10 protein-coding genes and 1 tRNA gene are annotated in these 14,187 nt (G+C 73.8%); 9 read left to right on the forward strand and 2 right to left on the reverse strand.

The window, feature by feature from the left end:
- Positions 1 to 193: 193 nt before the first annotated feature.
- Positions 194 to 1,627, forward strand: a complete 1,434-nt coding sequence (locus ACGF4C_RS33545; RefSeq protein ID WP_362142255.1) for an NAD-dependent malic enzyme — start codon at positions 194 to 196, stop codon at positions 1,625 to 1,627.
- Between the two features lie 331 nt (positions 1,628 to 1,958).
- Complete coding sequence (locus ACGF4C_RS33550; RefSeq protein WP_006605312.1) at positions 1,959 to 2,240, forward strand: HU family DNA-binding protein; 282 nt, start codon at positions 1,959 to 1,961, stop codon at positions 2,238 to 2,240.
- A 276-nt stretch (positions 2,241 to 2,516) separates the two neighbouring features.
- On the opposite strand, the gene murA is transcribed toward ACGF4C_RS33550, so the two are convergent.
- The gene (gene murA / locus ACGF4C_RS33555) at positions 2,517 to 3,863 is read right to left on the reverse strand and encodes a UDP-N-acetylglucosamine 1-carboxyvinyltransferase (RefSeq protein WP_393571492.1); all 1,347 of its coding nucleotides are present in this window, start codon (positions 3,861 to 3,863) and stop codon (positions 2,517 to 2,519) included.
- A gap of 324 nt (positions 3,864 to 4,187) precedes the next feature.
- Here murA and ACGF4C_RS33560 point away from each other — a divergent pair, with 324 nt between their 5' ends.
- The 7 genes from ACGF4C_RS33560 to ACGF4C_RS33590 all read left to right on the forward strand — a co-directional run bounded on the left by ACGF4C_RS33560 (position 4,188) and on the right by ACGF4C_RS33590 (position 13,767).
- On the forward strand, positions 4,188 to 4,859 hold the full coding sequence (locus ACGF4C_RS33560) for a YqgE/AlgH family protein (RefSeq protein WP_393571494.1): 672 nt from the start codon (positions 4,188 to 4,190) through the stop codon (positions 4,857 to 4,859).
- Between the two features lie 186 nt (positions 4,860 to 5,045).
- Positions 5,046 to 5,732, forward strand: coding sequence for a hypothetical protein (locus tag ACGF4C_RS33565; protein ID WP_393571496.1), 687 nt, complete (start codon positions 5,046 to 5,048; stop codon positions 5,730 to 5,732).
- Positions 5,733 to 5,857: 125 nt separating this feature from the next.
- Positions 5,858 to 6,151, forward strand: coding sequence for a DUF3039 domain-containing protein (locus ACGF4C_RS33570; RefSeq protein WP_037809130.1), 294 nt, complete (start codon positions 5,858 to 5,860; stop codon positions 6,149 to 6,151).
- A gap of 291 nt (positions 6,152 to 6,442) precedes the next feature.
- A complete protein-coding gene (locus ACGF4C_RS33575) occupies positions 6,443 to 8,167 on the forward strand; it encodes a beta-N-acetylhexosaminidase (RefSeq protein WP_393571499.1) in 1,725 nt (574 codons plus the stop codon).
- Positions 8,168 to 8,513: 346 nt separating this feature from the next.
- Positions 8,514 to 9,410: a xanthine dehydrogenase family protein subunit M gene (locus ACGF4C_RS33580; protein WP_030414536.1), complete on the forward strand. Its 897-nt coding sequence runs from the start codon at positions 8,514 to 8,516 to the stop codon at positions 9,408 to 9,410.
- Complete coding sequence (locus ACGF4C_RS33585; protein ID WP_393571501.1) at positions 9,407 to 11,440, forward strand: 2Fe-2S iron-sulfur cluster-binding protein; 2,034 nt, start codon at positions 9,407 to 9,409, stop codon at positions 11,438 to 11,440. The genes ACGF4C_RS33580 and ACGF4C_RS33585 overlap by 4 nt, the downstream gene beginning before the upstream one ends.
- Positions 11,437 to 13,767, forward strand: coding sequence for a xanthine dehydrogenase family protein molybdopterin-binding subunit (locus ACGF4C_RS33590; protein ID WP_393571503.1), 2,331 nt, complete (start codon positions 11,437 to 11,439; stop codon positions 13,765 to 13,767). Before ACGF4C_RS33585 ends, ACGF4C_RS33590 begins: the two co-directional genes overlap by 4 nt.
- A gap of 58 nt (positions 13,768 to 13,825) precedes the next feature.
- Here the strand turns inward: ACGF4C_RS33590 and ACGF4C_RS33595 are convergent.
- Positions 13,826 to 13,897: transfer RNA gene (locus ACGF4C_RS33595), tRNA-Cys, on the reverse strand.
- Positions 13,898 to 14,187: the final 290 nt, after the last annotated feature.

Here is a 14,187-nt window from a genome sequence, read left to right on the forward strand (position 1 = left end):
GGGCCTCTTTGCTTGGCTGATCATTTCTCGTATGGTGGAAGTAGATTTCCGAAGTCGCCCCCTGGTGGTGAACACAACGCACGGAACTCCGGGCGGCTACCGCGTACTCAGGGGTAGGTGCGACGATCGGACGGCACAACGCTGTGACACGCAGCGATACACAGCGAAACGGTGAAAGCAGAGGAAGTCGGCCATGGCAACGGCGCCCAGCGTCTCCTACTCGATGACGGTCCGGCTGGAGGTGCCCGCGAGCGGAACCGCGGTCTCCCAGCTCACCACGGCCGTCGAGTCCCACGGAGGCTCGGTGACCGGCCTCGACGTCACTGCGTCCGGGCACGAGAAGCTCCGCATCGACGTCACGATCGCGGCCACCTCGACCGCGCACGCCAACGAGATCGTCGCGCAGCTCCGCAACATCGAGGGCGTCTCGCTCGGCAAGGTGTCCGACCGTACGTTCCTGATGCACCTCGGCGGCAAGATCGAGATGTCGTCGAAGCACCCGATCCGCAACCGCGACGACCTCTCCATGGTCTACACCCCCGGCGTCGCCCGGGTCTGCCAGGCCATCGCCGACAACCCCGAGGACGCCCGCCGGCTGACGATCAAGCGCAACAGCGTCGCGGTCGTCACGGACGGCTCCGCGGTCCTGGGCCTGGGCAACATCGGCCCCAAGGCCGCGCTGCCCGTCATGGAGGGCAAGGCGGCCCTCTTCAAGCGCTTCGCCGGCATCGACGCCTGGCCGCTGTGCCTGGACACCCAGGACACCGACGCCATCGTGGAGATCGTCAAGGCCATCGCCCCCGGCTTCGCCGGCATCAACCTGGAGGACATCTCCGCGCCCCGCTGCTTCGAGATCGAGGCGCGGCTGCGTGAGGCGCTGGACATCCCGGTCTTCCACGACGACCAGCACGGCACCGCCATCGTGGTGCTCGCCGCCCTCACCAACGCGCTGCGCGTCGTCGGCAAGAAGATCGAGGACGTCCGGGTCGTGATGTCCGGTGCCGGCGCGGCCGGCACCGCCATCCTCAAGCTGCTGCTGGCCGCCGGCGTCGGGCACGCCGTCGTCGCCGACATCCACGGCGTGGTGCACGCCGGCCGCACGGACCTGGTCGACGCCGACCCGGACTCCGCGCTGCGCTGGATCGCCGACAACACCAACCCCGAGGGCGTCACCGGCACCCTCAAGGAGGCCGTGGTCGGCGCGGACGTCTTCATCGGCGTCTCGGCGCCCAACGTCCTCGACGGCGACGACGTGGCCAAGATGGCCGAGGGTGCGATCGTGTTCGCACTCGCCAACCCCGACCCCGAGGTCGACCCGGCCATCGCCCGGCAGACCGCCGCCGTCGTGGCCACCGGCCGCTCCGACTTCCCGAACCAGATCAACAACGTCCTGGTGTTCCCCGGGGTATTCCGCGGCCTCCTGGACGCCCACTCCCGTACCGTGAACACCGAGATGATGCTGGCCGCGGCCCGCGCCCTCGCGGACGTCGTCCTGGAGGACGAGGTCAACCCGAACTACATCATTCCCAGCGTCTTCAACGAGAAGGTCGCGGGCGCGGTGGCCGGTGCGGTGCGGGACGCGGCCAAGGGCAGTGACCCGGCTGTGACGACGGCCACGACGGTCTGACCACGGCGCGTCGCGGGACACGCCGTCCCGACGGCCCCCATAGGGTGGCGGGCAGCAATGGCCGCCATCCTGTGGCTCCGGCCCGGAGCGGGACGGTGCGGAACGTCATCACCATGTGGCAGTGGCGCTTTTCGTGTGACCCGCCAGGGCGCCGGATTGGCTTTACTGCCGCAGGTAGGGGCAGGATGCGTATTCGGGCGCGAGGGTCTGGCAGGCAGACCCGGGTCCGGGGACTGTCCGAGGACCCTGGCAGCATCGGCTTCGCTGTGCCCAACATGCGGCTTTGCCGCGTGGCACGCCTCATTGGCAAGAAGAACACGGGAGTACAAACATGAACCGCAGTGAGCTGGTGGCCGCTCTGGCCGATCGCGCCGAGGTGACCCGTAAGGACGCCGACGCCGTTCTGGCCGCCCTCGCCGAGGTGACCGGCGAGGTCGTCGCCAAGGGCGACGAGAAGGTCACCATCCCCGGCTTCCTGACCTTCGAGCGCACCCACCGTGCCGCTCGCACCGCGCGCAACCCGCAGACCGGCGACCCGATCCAGATCCCGGCCGGCTACAGCGTGAAGGTGTCCGCGGGCTCCAAGCTCAAGGAAGCCGCCAAGGGCAAGTAAGGCCCCGAAACGGCGTAACGAGGCGGCTGCCCCGACGGGGGCGGCCGCCTTCGTCGTACCCGCCCACCGCACGGCCCCGCCGCACCGTCCCCACGGCCCCTCCCGGGGCGCCACCACGGCCGTACGGGGCCGGAAAGGGCGCCCGGCACCTCCCGGGCCGCCCCGCGGCGCCGGACGGCCCCAGAAAGCCGTGAGGGGCGGCCACCGTCTGGTGGCCGCCCCGTGCGGCGTGGTCCTACGGGCGTCGGCGCGGCGCGCCGTGGTGCCCGGGCGTCATCAGTGGCTCAGCGCCCCGTTGGGCAGCTCCACATGGCCGCCCAGCTCGACGAGCTTCTCCATGAAGTTCTCGTAGCCGCGGTTGATCAGGTCGATGCCGTGCACCCGGGAGGTGCCCTGCGCCGCCAGCGCCGCGATCAGGTACGAGAAGCCACCGCGCAGGTCCGGGATGACCAGGTCGGAGCCCTGCAGCTTGGTCGGCCCGGAGACCACCGCGGAGTGCAGGAAGTTGCGCTGGCCGAAGCGGCAGGCCGAGCCGCCCAGGCACTCCCGGTAGAGCTGGATGTGCGCGCCCATCTGGTTGAGGGCGGAGGTGAAGCCGAGCCGGGACTCGTAGACCGTCTCGTGCACGATGGACAGGCCGGACGCCTGGGTGAGGGCGACGACCAGCGGCTGCTGCCAGTCGGTCTGGAAACCGGGGTGGACGTCGGTCTCCAGGGCGATGGCGTTGAGCGAGCCGCCCGGGTGCCAGAAGCGGATGCCCTCGTCGTCGATCTCGAAGGCGCCGCCGACCTTCCGGAAGGTGTTGAGGAAGGTCATCATGGAGCGCTGCTGGGCGCCCCGGACGTAGATGTTGCCCTCGGTGGCGAGCGCCGCGGACGCCCAGGAGGCGGCTTCCAGGCGGTCCGGGAGGGCCCGGTGGGTGTAGCCGTTGAGCTTGTCGACACCGGTGATCCGGATCGTCCGGTCGGTGTCCATGGAGATGATCGCGCCCATCTTCTGCAGCACGCAGATCAGGTCCTCGATCTCCGGCTCCACCGCGGCGTTCGACAGCTCGGTGACGCCCTCCGCCAGGACGGCGGTCAGCAGCACCTGCTCGGTCGAGCCGACCGACGGGTACGGCAGCCGGATCTTGGTGCCGCGCAGCCGGTGCGGCGCCTCCAGGTACTGCCCGTCGTCGCGCTTCTCGATCTTCGCGCCGAACTGGCGCAGCACGTCGAAGTGGAAGTCCACCGGGCGGCCGCCGATGTCACAGCCGCCCAGGCCCGGGATGAAGGCGTGGCCGAGGCGGTGCAGCAGCGGGCCGCAGAACAGGATCGGGATCCGCGAGGAGCCGGCGTGCGCGTCGATGTCGGCGACGTTGGCGCTCTCCACGTGCGACGGGTCGAGGACCAGCTCGCCGGGCTCGTCGCCCGGGCGGACCGTGACGCCGTGCAGCTGCAGCAGTCCGCGCACCACGCGTACGTCGCGGATGTCGGGCACGTTGCGCAGCCGGCTGGGTCCGCTGCCGAGCAGGGCGGCGACCATGGCCTTGGGCACAAGGTTCTTCGCACCGCGAACCCGGATCTCGCCCTCCAGCGGGGTGCCGCCGTGGACAAGCAGTACGTCGTCAGTAGAGACGGTCATGGATCTCGCGTTCCTGGAGACGGGCAGGGCCAAGCTGAAATGGTAAGGGCGTCCGAGGGGGTGCCCGTAAGCCCGTGCAGCCTCTGAGCATGTAATGGCTTTGTCACAACACGCTCGGCTACGGTCACCCTTTGATCTGTAATCGCCTTTTGGCGGAAAAGTTGCAGATTGTCTTAAATGCACTGTGACGAAGCCGGATTGGGACCGGCGCTCCACAGGGGCCGGTACCGTGCGCCGGGGCTGCCGCCGTACGCCCTGCTCTGCGCTCGCACCGGTCACGGCTTTGACCCCCCGCTCGGGCCAGAAGTGCGGGATCATGTGGCCATGACCGAGGTGTCCTCGCTCACAGGCCGGCTGCTCGTCGCGACGCCCGCGCTTGCGGACCCGAACTTCGACCGCGCGGTGGTGCTGCTCCTCGACCACGACGAGGAGGGCTCCCTCGGCGTGGTCCTCAACCGCCCCACCCCGGTGGGCGTCGCGGACATCCTCGCGCCCTGGGCCGCGCTGACCGGTGAGCCGGGCGTGGTCTTCCAGGGCGGCCCGGTCTCGCTGGATTCGGCGCTCGGGGTGGCGGTGGTGCCCGGCGGGGCCTTTGGCGAGGGCGGCACGCCCCCCATGGGTACCGGTGCCGGCCCCGGCGCCGAGGCGGGGGAGACGGCCGGCGCGCAGGTCGCCGACCGCGCGGGCGTGCAGCCGGCCGAGGAGCCGCTGGGCTGGCGGCGGGTGCACGGCGCGATCGGCCTGGTCGATCTGGAGGCCCCGCCCGAGCTCCTCGCGGCCGTGCTCGGCAGCCTGCGGATCTTCGCCGGCTACGCGGGCTGGGGCCCGGGCCAGCTGGAGGACGAGCTGGTCGAGGGCGCCTGGTACGTCGTCGAGTCCGAACCGGGCGACGTCTCCTCGCCCGACCCGGAACAGCTCTGGCGCGCGGTCCTGCGGCGGCAGCGCAACGAGCTGGCGATGGTGGCCACGTACCCGGACGACCCGTCGCTGAACTGATCGCGACGACCGGCCGGCCGGCCGCGGGGGAGGTCCCGCGGAACGCCGGATTTTTTGTTGAGCGCTGGATTATTGTGACGGCTTCGTCATGAGGAATTGTCAGTGCCCGTCGCTATGGTTCGAGTGACAGGGGACGGTGTGCGGCCGCGTCGGCGGGGCCGCGCAGGACAGCGGGGGAGAGTGCCTATGCACAGGCCGAGTGTGCCCGGGGACCTGGACCATCCGGAGCGGCTGTGGGCGCGGGCCGCGACGCTCGCGGTGGTCGCCGCGGCGGTCGACGACTGGGACGAGTTCTCCTGGGGGAAGCACGGACTCGAGTGCTGGAACGGCGGCGGCAGCTACTGGTGGCGGCTGAAGCTGTACGACGGCGGCCGGGCGCTGCTCTGCGGCCAGGACTCGGACGGCAGCTACACCCACAGCGGCGACCGCCAGATCGACTTCCTGGCCGGCGGGCCCGCATGGCTGCCCTGGGAGCAGCTGACCGACGACGCCCAGGGGAACCTCTTCGGATTCGTCTACTGGTGGCAGGACGGCGCCTGGGCCCGCGCCCCGTATCCCGAGAAGCTGCCGGACGACGGCCTGGAGATGGCGATGAGCTGGGCCGCCCCCGGTGACGCGTCGATCGGCCGGATCGTGGACGACCTCGTGGCCCGTACGGAGACCGAGGTCGACGCGGCGGACGCGGTCCGCGCCTTCATCGCCGCCGCCGAGGCCCGTGCGGTCGGCGGGCCGGAGATCGCCGCGCTGCTGGCCGCGGTCTGCGACCAGGACTCCTGGTACGAGGTCCGGCCGGAGGCCGCGCTGGCCTTCGCCGAGAAGCTGGGCCTGACCTCCGGCGACCGCGGCGGGCTGGCGGTCGCTTCGGCTTCCTGAGAGGGCGGGCCCGGCGGATGCCCGGGCGGGCCCGGCGGCGGGTGTCGCGGCGGCGGGTCCCGCGCTCCATCCGGCGGCGGGCCGTCGCTCCCGGGTCGTCGCGGGCGTGAGTACCCTTGGCAGCTATGAGCACTCTTGAGCCCGAGCGCGGGGCAGGTACGGGGACCCTCGTAGAGCCGACACCGCAGGTGTCGCACGGCGACGGCGACCACGAGCGCTTCGCCCACTACGTCCAGAAGGACAAGATCATGGCGAGCGCGCTCGACGGTACCCCCGTCGTGGCGCTCTGCGGCAAGGTCTGGGTCCCGGGCCGCGACCCGAAGAAGTACCCGGTCTGCCCCATGTGCAAGGAGATCTACGAGTCCATGGGCGCCGGTGGCGACAAGGACAAGGGCGGCAAGGACGGCGGCAAGAAGTAACCGCCGCCCACGGCCCCCCGCGGGCACGGGTCCGGACCTTTCGGGGCCCGGGCCCGCCGTCGTGCCCGCACACCCGCGCGCCGACACCTGACCCTCTTCCTCCGGGATGACGGCAGGCCGGCGACGAGTTGGCCGGATCACCGGCCCTGCCGGACCGGCAGCTGGCAGCATCGACCCCGACACCGCCCGCGGCACCGTCCGTGACATCGCCCGCGGCACGGGCGGGTGCTCTCCGTACGCCTACAGCGCCGGCCGGTCCCGGGCCCGGGGGCGCGGTGGAGGACAGACGGCATGCCGGACACCGACGGCCCCACGCACCACCCGGACGCCCCCGCGGCACCACCGGCCCCCGGCACCGCATCCGTGCCCGACCCCCATACCCCGCACCCACCGGGCGCCGGCCTGATTCCCGCGCCGCTCAGCATCGACGCGCCCTCCGGCAGCGCCGTCCGGCTCGGCCCGGACACCGCGCTCGCCGCCGCACCCGGCACCGAGGACACCGCGCTGTGGCTGCGGGCCACCCTCGGCGACGCCTTCGGCCTGCCGCTGCCGCCCGGCTCCGCCGACGCCACCGACACCCTCGCGCTGGCCCTCGACCCGGCCCTGCCCGCGGAGGGCTACCGCATGGAGGCCGACGCCCGCTGGGGCGTCCGGATCACCGGCGGCGGCCCGGCCGGTGTCTTCTGGGGCGCCCAGACGCTCCGTCAGCTCCTCGGCCCGCACGCCTTCCGCCGCGCCCCGCTCACCCCCGGCCGGCCCGCCGCCCTCCCGCAACTGACCGTCGAGGACGCCCCCCGCTTCGGCTGGCGCGGCATGCTGCTCGACGTCGCCCGGCACTTCCTGCCCAAGGACGGCGTGCTGCGCTACCTCGACCTGCTCGCCGCGCACAAACTCAACGTCCTGCACCTGCACCTGACCGACGACCAGGGCTGGCGCATCGAGATCCGGCGCTACCCGAAGCTGACCGGAACCGGCGCCTGGCGCGCCCGCACCAAACTCGGCCACCGGGCCTCCCCGCTCTGGGACGAGCGCCCGCACGGCGGCTACTACACCCAGGACGACCTCCGCGAGATCGTCGCCTACGCCGCCCGCCGGCACATCACCGTCGTCCCCGAGATCGACGTCCCCGGACACTCGCAGGCCGCCATCGCCGCGTACCCGGAACTCGGCAACACCGACGTCGTCGACACCACCTCCCTGAAGGTCTGGGACACCTGGGGCGTCAACCCCAACGTACTGGCACCCACCGACACCACCCTGCGGTTCTACGAGCACGTCCTCGAAGAGGTCCTCGAACTCTTCCCGTCCCGCTTCGTGCACATCGGCGGCGACGAGTGCCCCAAGGACCAGTGGCGGGCCTCCGCCACCGCCCGGGCCCGGATCGCCGAACTCTCGCTGGCCGGCGAGGACGAGCTGCAGAGCTGGTTCATCCGGCACTTCGACCGCTGGCTCGCCGACCGCGGCCGGCGGCTCATCGGCTGGGACGAGATCCTCGAAGGCGGCCTGGCCGAGGGAGCGGCGGTCTCCTCCTGGCGGGGCTACGCCGGCGGGGTCGCGGCCGCCAAATCCGGCCACGACGTCGTCATGTGCCCCGAACAGCAGGTCTACCTGGACCACCGTCAGGACCCGTCCCCGGACGAGCCGGTGCCGATCGGCTACGTACGGACCCTGGAGGACGTCTACCGCTTCGAGCCGGTGCCGCCGGAGCTGACGGCCGAGCAGGCCGCGCACGTCCTGGGTACCCAGGCCAACGCCTGGACCGAGGTCATGGACAGTCAGCAGCGCCTCGACTACCAGGTCTTCCCCCGGCTCGCCGCGTTCGCCGAGGTCGCCTGGTCCCACCTGCCCGCGCCGGCCGACCGCGACCACCAGGACTTCCTGCGCCGGATGGCCGTCCACTACGGCCGTCTCGACGCCCTCGGCGTCGACTACCGGCCACCCGGCGGCCCCCGTCCCTGGCAGAAACGTCCCGGGGTGCTCGGACGCCCGATCGACGGGGCGCCCCCAAACGTGTGAGCCCCGGTGCAAGGAGGGCGCCCGTACGGCCGGACCCTGGGACGGTGGTACACACGGCGGTTCCTCCCCGCACCGCCGTACCGAGCACCGCCGTACGACGGCGTGCGCCCCGCCCGGGCGCACCCCGCTCCCGCACCACGCCCCGCCGGCGGGCCCGACCGCGGACTTCACCGGCGGTGGCGGACGAATCCGGACCAGCACCCTGTCCGGGGACGGATCGTCCCTTCGCGGACCCTCGCGCCGAGGGTCCGGGAAGATGTGCCAGAGTTGCCACGTCCGGGCTGTGAGCACGTACCGTACGGCGGAGCGGAACTGCCGGGACACCACCGGGGAAGGGGCAGCTGGCTTGACCACGCACGCACCGCACGCGTCGCACACGGTGACGTTGCCGGCCTCGCTCGACGAGGCCGTGGCGGCACTCACCGCCATGCCCGCCGCCGTGCCCGTCGCGGGCGGCACCGACCTCATGGCGGCGGTCAACGCCGGACTCCTCAGACCCGCGGCCCTGGTGGGCCTCGGCCGGATCAGCGAGATCCGCGGCTGGCAGTACCTGGACGGCCATGCGCTGCTCGGTGCCGGCCTGACCCTCGCCCGTATGGGACGCCCCGACTTCGCCGCCCTCATCCCCGGACTGGCCGCCGCCGCGCGCGCGGCCGGCCCGCCGCAGATCCGCAACGCCGGCACCCTCGGCGGCAACATCGTCACCTCCGCCCCCACGGGCGACACGCTCCCGGTGCTCGCCGCCCTGGAGGCCACGGTGATCATCGCCGGCCCCGGGGGCGCCCGCCGTGAGATCCCGGTCAGCCACCTCCTGGCCGGCCGCGAGATGCTGCACCCCGGCGAACTCGTCGGCTTCGTACGGGTGCCGCTGCTGCACGCCCCGCAGGCCTTCCTCAAGGCCACCGGCCGCACCGGCCCCGGCCGGGCCACCGCGTCGGTGGCGCTGGTCCTCGACCCCGCCCGGCGCGGGGTGCGCTGCGCGGTCGGCGCGGTCGCCGCGATGCCGCTGCGCCCCCTGGAGGCCGAGCAGTGGGTGGCCTCGCTCATCGACTGGGACGGCGAACGCGGCCTGGTGCCCGAGGCCCTGACGGCCTTCGGGGACTACGTCGCCGCCGCCTGTATCCCCGACCCGGCCCCGCCGGAGGACGGTTCCGAACCGGCGACCCTGCCGCCGGCCGCACTTCACCTGCGCCGTACGGTGGCAGCCCTGGCCCGCCGCGCACTTGGGAGGGCGCTCTCGTGAGCGAAGACCACCGTCATCCGCAGCAGCCGCACGCCGACCAGGGCTGGCAGCCACTGCCGCAGGGCGGCGAGTACGAGTCCGAGGCCACGGCCTTCGTCCAGCTCCCCGAGGGCTTCACCACCGGGGTCTACGGCGGCCGGACGCCCGGCTACCCCACCCCGGGGGCCGACCCGCTCGCCGCACCCGGCCACGGCTACACCCCGCCGGCGTCCTTCACCCCGCACCCGGCCGCGCCGCAGGCCCCCGAAGCGGGCAGCGACCCCGCGGCCACCGGCCAGTGGACCATGCCGTTCACCGACCGGACCGACGGCTACGCCGACCCCTCCACCGGATACGGCGCGCCCGCGCACGACCCCGCCCACCAGGGCGGCCCCGCGGTCTACCAGGGCGGCGCACCCGAGGCCGCCCGGCCGTGGGGCCCGGACACCGTGGAGTGGCCGGTGGCGGGCAGCGCCGAGGCCGCCGCCTCCTGGAGCATCCCGGCGGCGGACGACGGACTGGAGGAGTCCGGTGAGTACCTGGTCGGCGACGACCGGCTGACGGGCCACCCGGCCGGCCCGCCGCATCCGTCGGGCCACCCGGGCCTCCCGGGCACCGGCGGCGCCGGCTACCAGGGCGGTGGCTACCCGGGTTCCGGCGCGTACGAGAGCGCCGCCACCACGGCGGAGACCGCCGACACCGCCCACACCGGCCACTGGAACTTCACCGCCGGCCTGAGCGCCACCAGCGGCACCCACACGGCCGCCGAGGAGCCCCAGGGGCACGCCCCGGCACCGTCGGCGGACGATCCCTTCAACGGCTCCCCGAACGGCGGTTACGCGCCCGGCAACGGCCTCGCGGACCACGGTCGGGCGCCGGGCCACGACCAGGGCACCGGGCCGGACCCCGCCGCCGGCGCGACCGGCCACTGGTCGCTGCCGGCCGACGCGCTCGCCCAGTGGCCGCCGGCCGCGGAGCCGGAGCGGCCGCCGCACGACGACGCGGTGACGGACCACCACGACGCCGCGGCGGACGCGCCCGCACCCCCGGCCGCCGCCGACGCCTGGACGGCCCCCGCGGCCGCCGAACCTGCGACGCGGCCGGAGCACACCGCACAGCGGCCGGACCACGCCGTCCAGCAGCCCGAGCGGACCGCCCAACAGCCGGAGCACACCGCGGAGTTCACCGCGGCCACGGACGGCGCCGCCCCGGAGCCGGCCGCCGCGCCCGCTTCGTCACCTTCGCCGGACGTGCCCGACGCGCCCGACGCCCCCGCCGGCGCGGCAACGGCCCCCGCGCCCTCCGAGGCCCCGGCCCCGGACGACGCCCCGGCCGCCCCCGAGGACACGGCCGCCGCCCCGGCCACCCCGGACGACGACGACCCGTCCGCCGCCCCCGCCCACGCCGCGGACGAGCCCGCCCCGCACGACGAACACCCCGCCGCCTCCTACGTGCTGCGCGTCAACGGCATCGACCGGCCGGTCACCGACGCCTGGATCGGCGAATCTCTGCTCTACGTGCTGCGCGAGCGCCTCGGTCTGGCCGGGGCCAAGGACGGCTGCTCCCAGGGGGAGTGCGGCGCCTGCTCGGTCCAGGTGGACGGACGCCTGGTGGCCTCCTGCCTGGTGCCCGCCGCCACCACGGCCGGCAGCGAGGTCCGCACGGTCGAGGGGCTCGCGGAGAACGGCGTGCCCTCCGACGTGCAGCGCGCGCTCGCCGCCTCCGGTGCCGTGCAGTGCGGCTTCTGCGTACCGGGCATGGCGATGACCGTGCACGACCTCCTGGAGGGCAACCACGCCCCCAGCGAACTGGAGACCCGTAAGGCGCTGTGCGGCAACCTGTGCCGCTGCTCCGGTTACCGGGGCGTGCTGGACGCCGTCGAAGAGGTCGTCAAGTCCCGTGCGGAGGCCGCCGCGGCCGCCTACGAGGCGGACGACGAGACCGGGGCGCCCCCGTCGGACACCGCACGCATCCCCCACCAGGCGGGCCCCGCCGACCCCATGGGCCACGCCCCGCACGACCAGGATCCGTACCCGGGAGGCTCGGCATGACCGGAACGTCCGAGGGCGCCGGCGCCGTCACCGCGACCCCCGCCGCGGGCGTCGAGATGCCCGCGGAGGCGCCGCTGCACGGCCTGGGCGTCTCCCTGCCGTCCGCGGACGCGCCGGCGAAGACCGAGGGCACCTTCCCGTACGCGGCCGACCTGTGGGCCGAGGGCCTGCTGTGGGCGGCGGTGCTGCGCTCCCCGCACCCGCGCGCCCGGATCCTGTCCGTCGACACCAAGCACGCGGCCGAGATGCCCGGCGTCCGCGTCGTCGTCACGCACGAGGACGTGCCCGGGGACGCCGGCCACGGCCGGGGCACCGCCGACCGCCCGGTGTTCGCCAAGGACGAGGTCCGCCACCACGGCGAGCCGATCGCCGCGGTGGCCGCCGACCACCCCGACACGGCGCGGCTGGCCGCTGCCGCCATCGCCGTCGAGTACGAGGTCCTGGAGCCGGTCACCGACCCCCAGCTCGCCTTCGAGGCCGAGCCGCTGCACCCCGACGGCAACCTCATCCGGCACATCCCGCTCCGCTTCGGTGACGCCGACGCCATGGGCGAGGTGATGGTCGAGGGCCTCTACCGGATCGGCCGCCAGGACCCGGCCCCCATCGGGGCCGAGGCCGGACTCGCCGTGCCCCGCCCCGACGGCGGCGTGGAGATCTACACCGCCTCCACCGACCCGCACACCGACCGCGACCTGGCCGCCGCCTCCTTCGGCCTGACCCCCGAGCAGGTCAAGGTCGTGGTCACCGGCGTCCCCGGCGCCACCGCCGACCGCGAGGACCCCGGCATCCAGCTCCCGCTCGGCCTGCTGGCGCTGCGCACCGGCTGCCCGGTCAAACTGGCCGCCACCCGCGAGGAGTCCTTCCTCGCGCACGCCCACCGCCACCCCACGCTGCTGCGCTACCGCCACCACGCGGACGCCGACGGCAAGCTGGTCAAGGTCGAGGCGCAGATCCTGATGGACGCCGGCGCGTACGCGGACACCTCCGCCGACGCGCTGGCCGCCGCCGTCTCCTTCGCCTGCGGCCCGTACGTCGTCCCGCACGCGGTCGTCGACGGCTGGGCGGTGCGCACCAACAACCCGCCGTCCGGCCACGTCCGCGGCGAGGGCGCGATGCAGGTCTGCGCCGCCTACGAGGGCCAGATGGACAAGCTCGCCGCCGCTCTGGGCCTGGACCCGCACGAGATCCGGCTGCGCAACGTCATGGCCACCGGCGATCTGCTCCCCACGGGCCAGACGGTGACCTGCCCCGCCCCGGTGGCCGAGCTCCTGCTCGCCGTCAAGGAGGCGCCGCTGCCCGAACTGCCCAAGGACGCCCCCGAAGCGGATTGGCTGCTGCCGGGCGGGCCCGAGGGCGCGGGCGAACCGGGCGCGGTGCGCCGCGGCGTCGGCTACGCGCTGGGCATGGTGCACATGCTGGGCGCGGAGGGCACCGACGAGGTCTCCACCGCCACCGTCAAGGTCAGCGGCTCGGTCGCGACCGTCATCTGCGCCGCGGTGGAGACCGGTTCGGGCTTCTCCACCCTGGCCCGGCAGATCGTCCAGGAGACCCTCGGGATCGACGAGGTGCACGTCGCCGGCGTCGACACTGACCAGCCCCCGGCCGGACCGGCCTGCCACGGCCGGCACACCTGGGTCTCCGGCGGCGCCGTCGAGCGCGCCGCCAAGATGGTCCGCACCCAGCTCCTCCAGCCGCTGGCCCACAAGTTCGGCATGTCCACCGAGCTCCTCCAGATCAGCGACGGCAAGATCACCTCGTACGACGGCGTGCTCAGCACCACCGTCGCCGAGGCCCTGGACGGCAAGGAACTCTGGGCCACCGCCCAGTGCCGCCCGCACCCCACCGAGCCGCTGGACGACGAGGGCCAGGGCGACGCCTTCGTCGGGCTCGCCTTCTGTGCCATCCGCTGCGTCGCGGACGTCGACATCGAACTGGGCACCATCAGGGTCGTCGAGATGACCGTCGCCCAGGACGTCGGCCGGATCCTCAACCCCGCCCAGCTGCGGGCCCGTATCGAGGCGGGCGTCACCCAGGGCCTGGGCGCCGCCCTGATGGAGAACCTCCGCACCACCCGCGGCCAGGTCCGCCACCCCGACCTGACCGGCTACGCCCTGCCGACCGCGCTCGACGCCCCCGACATCCGCATCGTCAAACTCGTCGAGGAACGCGACGTGGTCGCCCCCTTCGGCGCCAAGCCCGCCAGCGCCGTCCCGGTGGTCACCTCCCCGGCCGCGGTGGCCTCCGCGGTCCGCGCCGCCACCGGCCGCCCCATCGGCCGCCTCCCGATCCGCCCCCAGGCGGCGGTCGCCCAGGTGATCCAGCAGTAACCACCCCACACGAAAGCGGCCCGCCACGTGGCGGGCCGCTTCCAAGGCTGTCCCTCGGAGGCCGTGGCGGGATTCGAACCCACGTAACTCGCTTTGCAGGCGAGCCCCTGAACCACTCGGGCACACGGCCAAGTTGCGCTGTGCTCCCGACTCTAGGCCGCGGGGCGGGGGGCCCGGCAAGGGCGCGGGGCGGCCTGCCACAAGGCTGCAACAAACCGCTTTGCGGTGCCCCCTACGTACTTGGCCGTCCCGCCGCGGGGGTTTCTCGCCGTTGCGCGCTTTGCGGCGCCCCCATACGTAGTTGTCTGCGGCGCCGCGGTGGTTCCTCGCCGTTGCGCCTGCGGCGGGCTGGGTTTGTGGTGGGTGCGGTGACGGGCCTCCGGGGCCGGTTGTGTGGACTGCTGACGCTTTACGTCCACA

This window comes from Streptomyces sp. NPDC048197, assembly GCF_043202395.1.
GTDB lineage: Bacteria > Actinomycetota > Actinomycetes > Streptomycetales > Streptomycetaceae > Streptomyces > Streptomyces siderophoricus.

Bases quoted from the DNA above. Each gene is read 5' to 3' on its own strand.
- ACGF4C_RS33545 (WP_362142255.1), top strand. From the start codon at position 194: ATGGCAACGGCGCCCAGCGTCTCCTACTCGATGACGGTCCGGCTGGAG.
- ACGF4C_RS33550 (WP_006605312.1), top strand. From the start codon at position 1,959: ATGAACCGCAGTGAGCTGGTGGCCGCTCTGGCCGATCGCGCCGAGGTG.
- murA (WP_393571492.1), bottom strand. From the start codon at position 3,863: ATGACCGTCTCTACTGACGACGTACTGCTTGTCCACGGCGGCACCCCG.
- ACGF4C_RS33560 (WP_393571494.1), top strand. From the start codon at position 4,188: ATGACCGAGGTGTCCTCGCTCACAGGCCGGCTGCTCGTCGCGACGCCC.
- ACGF4C_RS33565 (WP_393571496.1), top strand. From the start codon at position 5,046: ATGCACAGGCCGAGTGTGCCCGGGGACCTGGACCATCCGGAGCGGCTG.
- ACGF4C_RS33570 (WP_037809130.1), top strand. From the start codon at position 5,858: ATGAGCACTCTTGAGCCCGAGCGCGGGGCAGGTACGGGGACCCTCGTA.
- ACGF4C_RS33575 (WP_393571499.1), top strand. From the start codon at position 6,443: ATGCCGGACACCGACGGCCCCACGCACCACCCGGACGCCCCCGCGGCA.
- ACGF4C_RS33590 (WP_393571503.1), top strand. From the start codon at position 11,437: ATGACCGGAACGTCCGAGGGCGCCGGCGCCGTCACCGCGACCCCCGCC.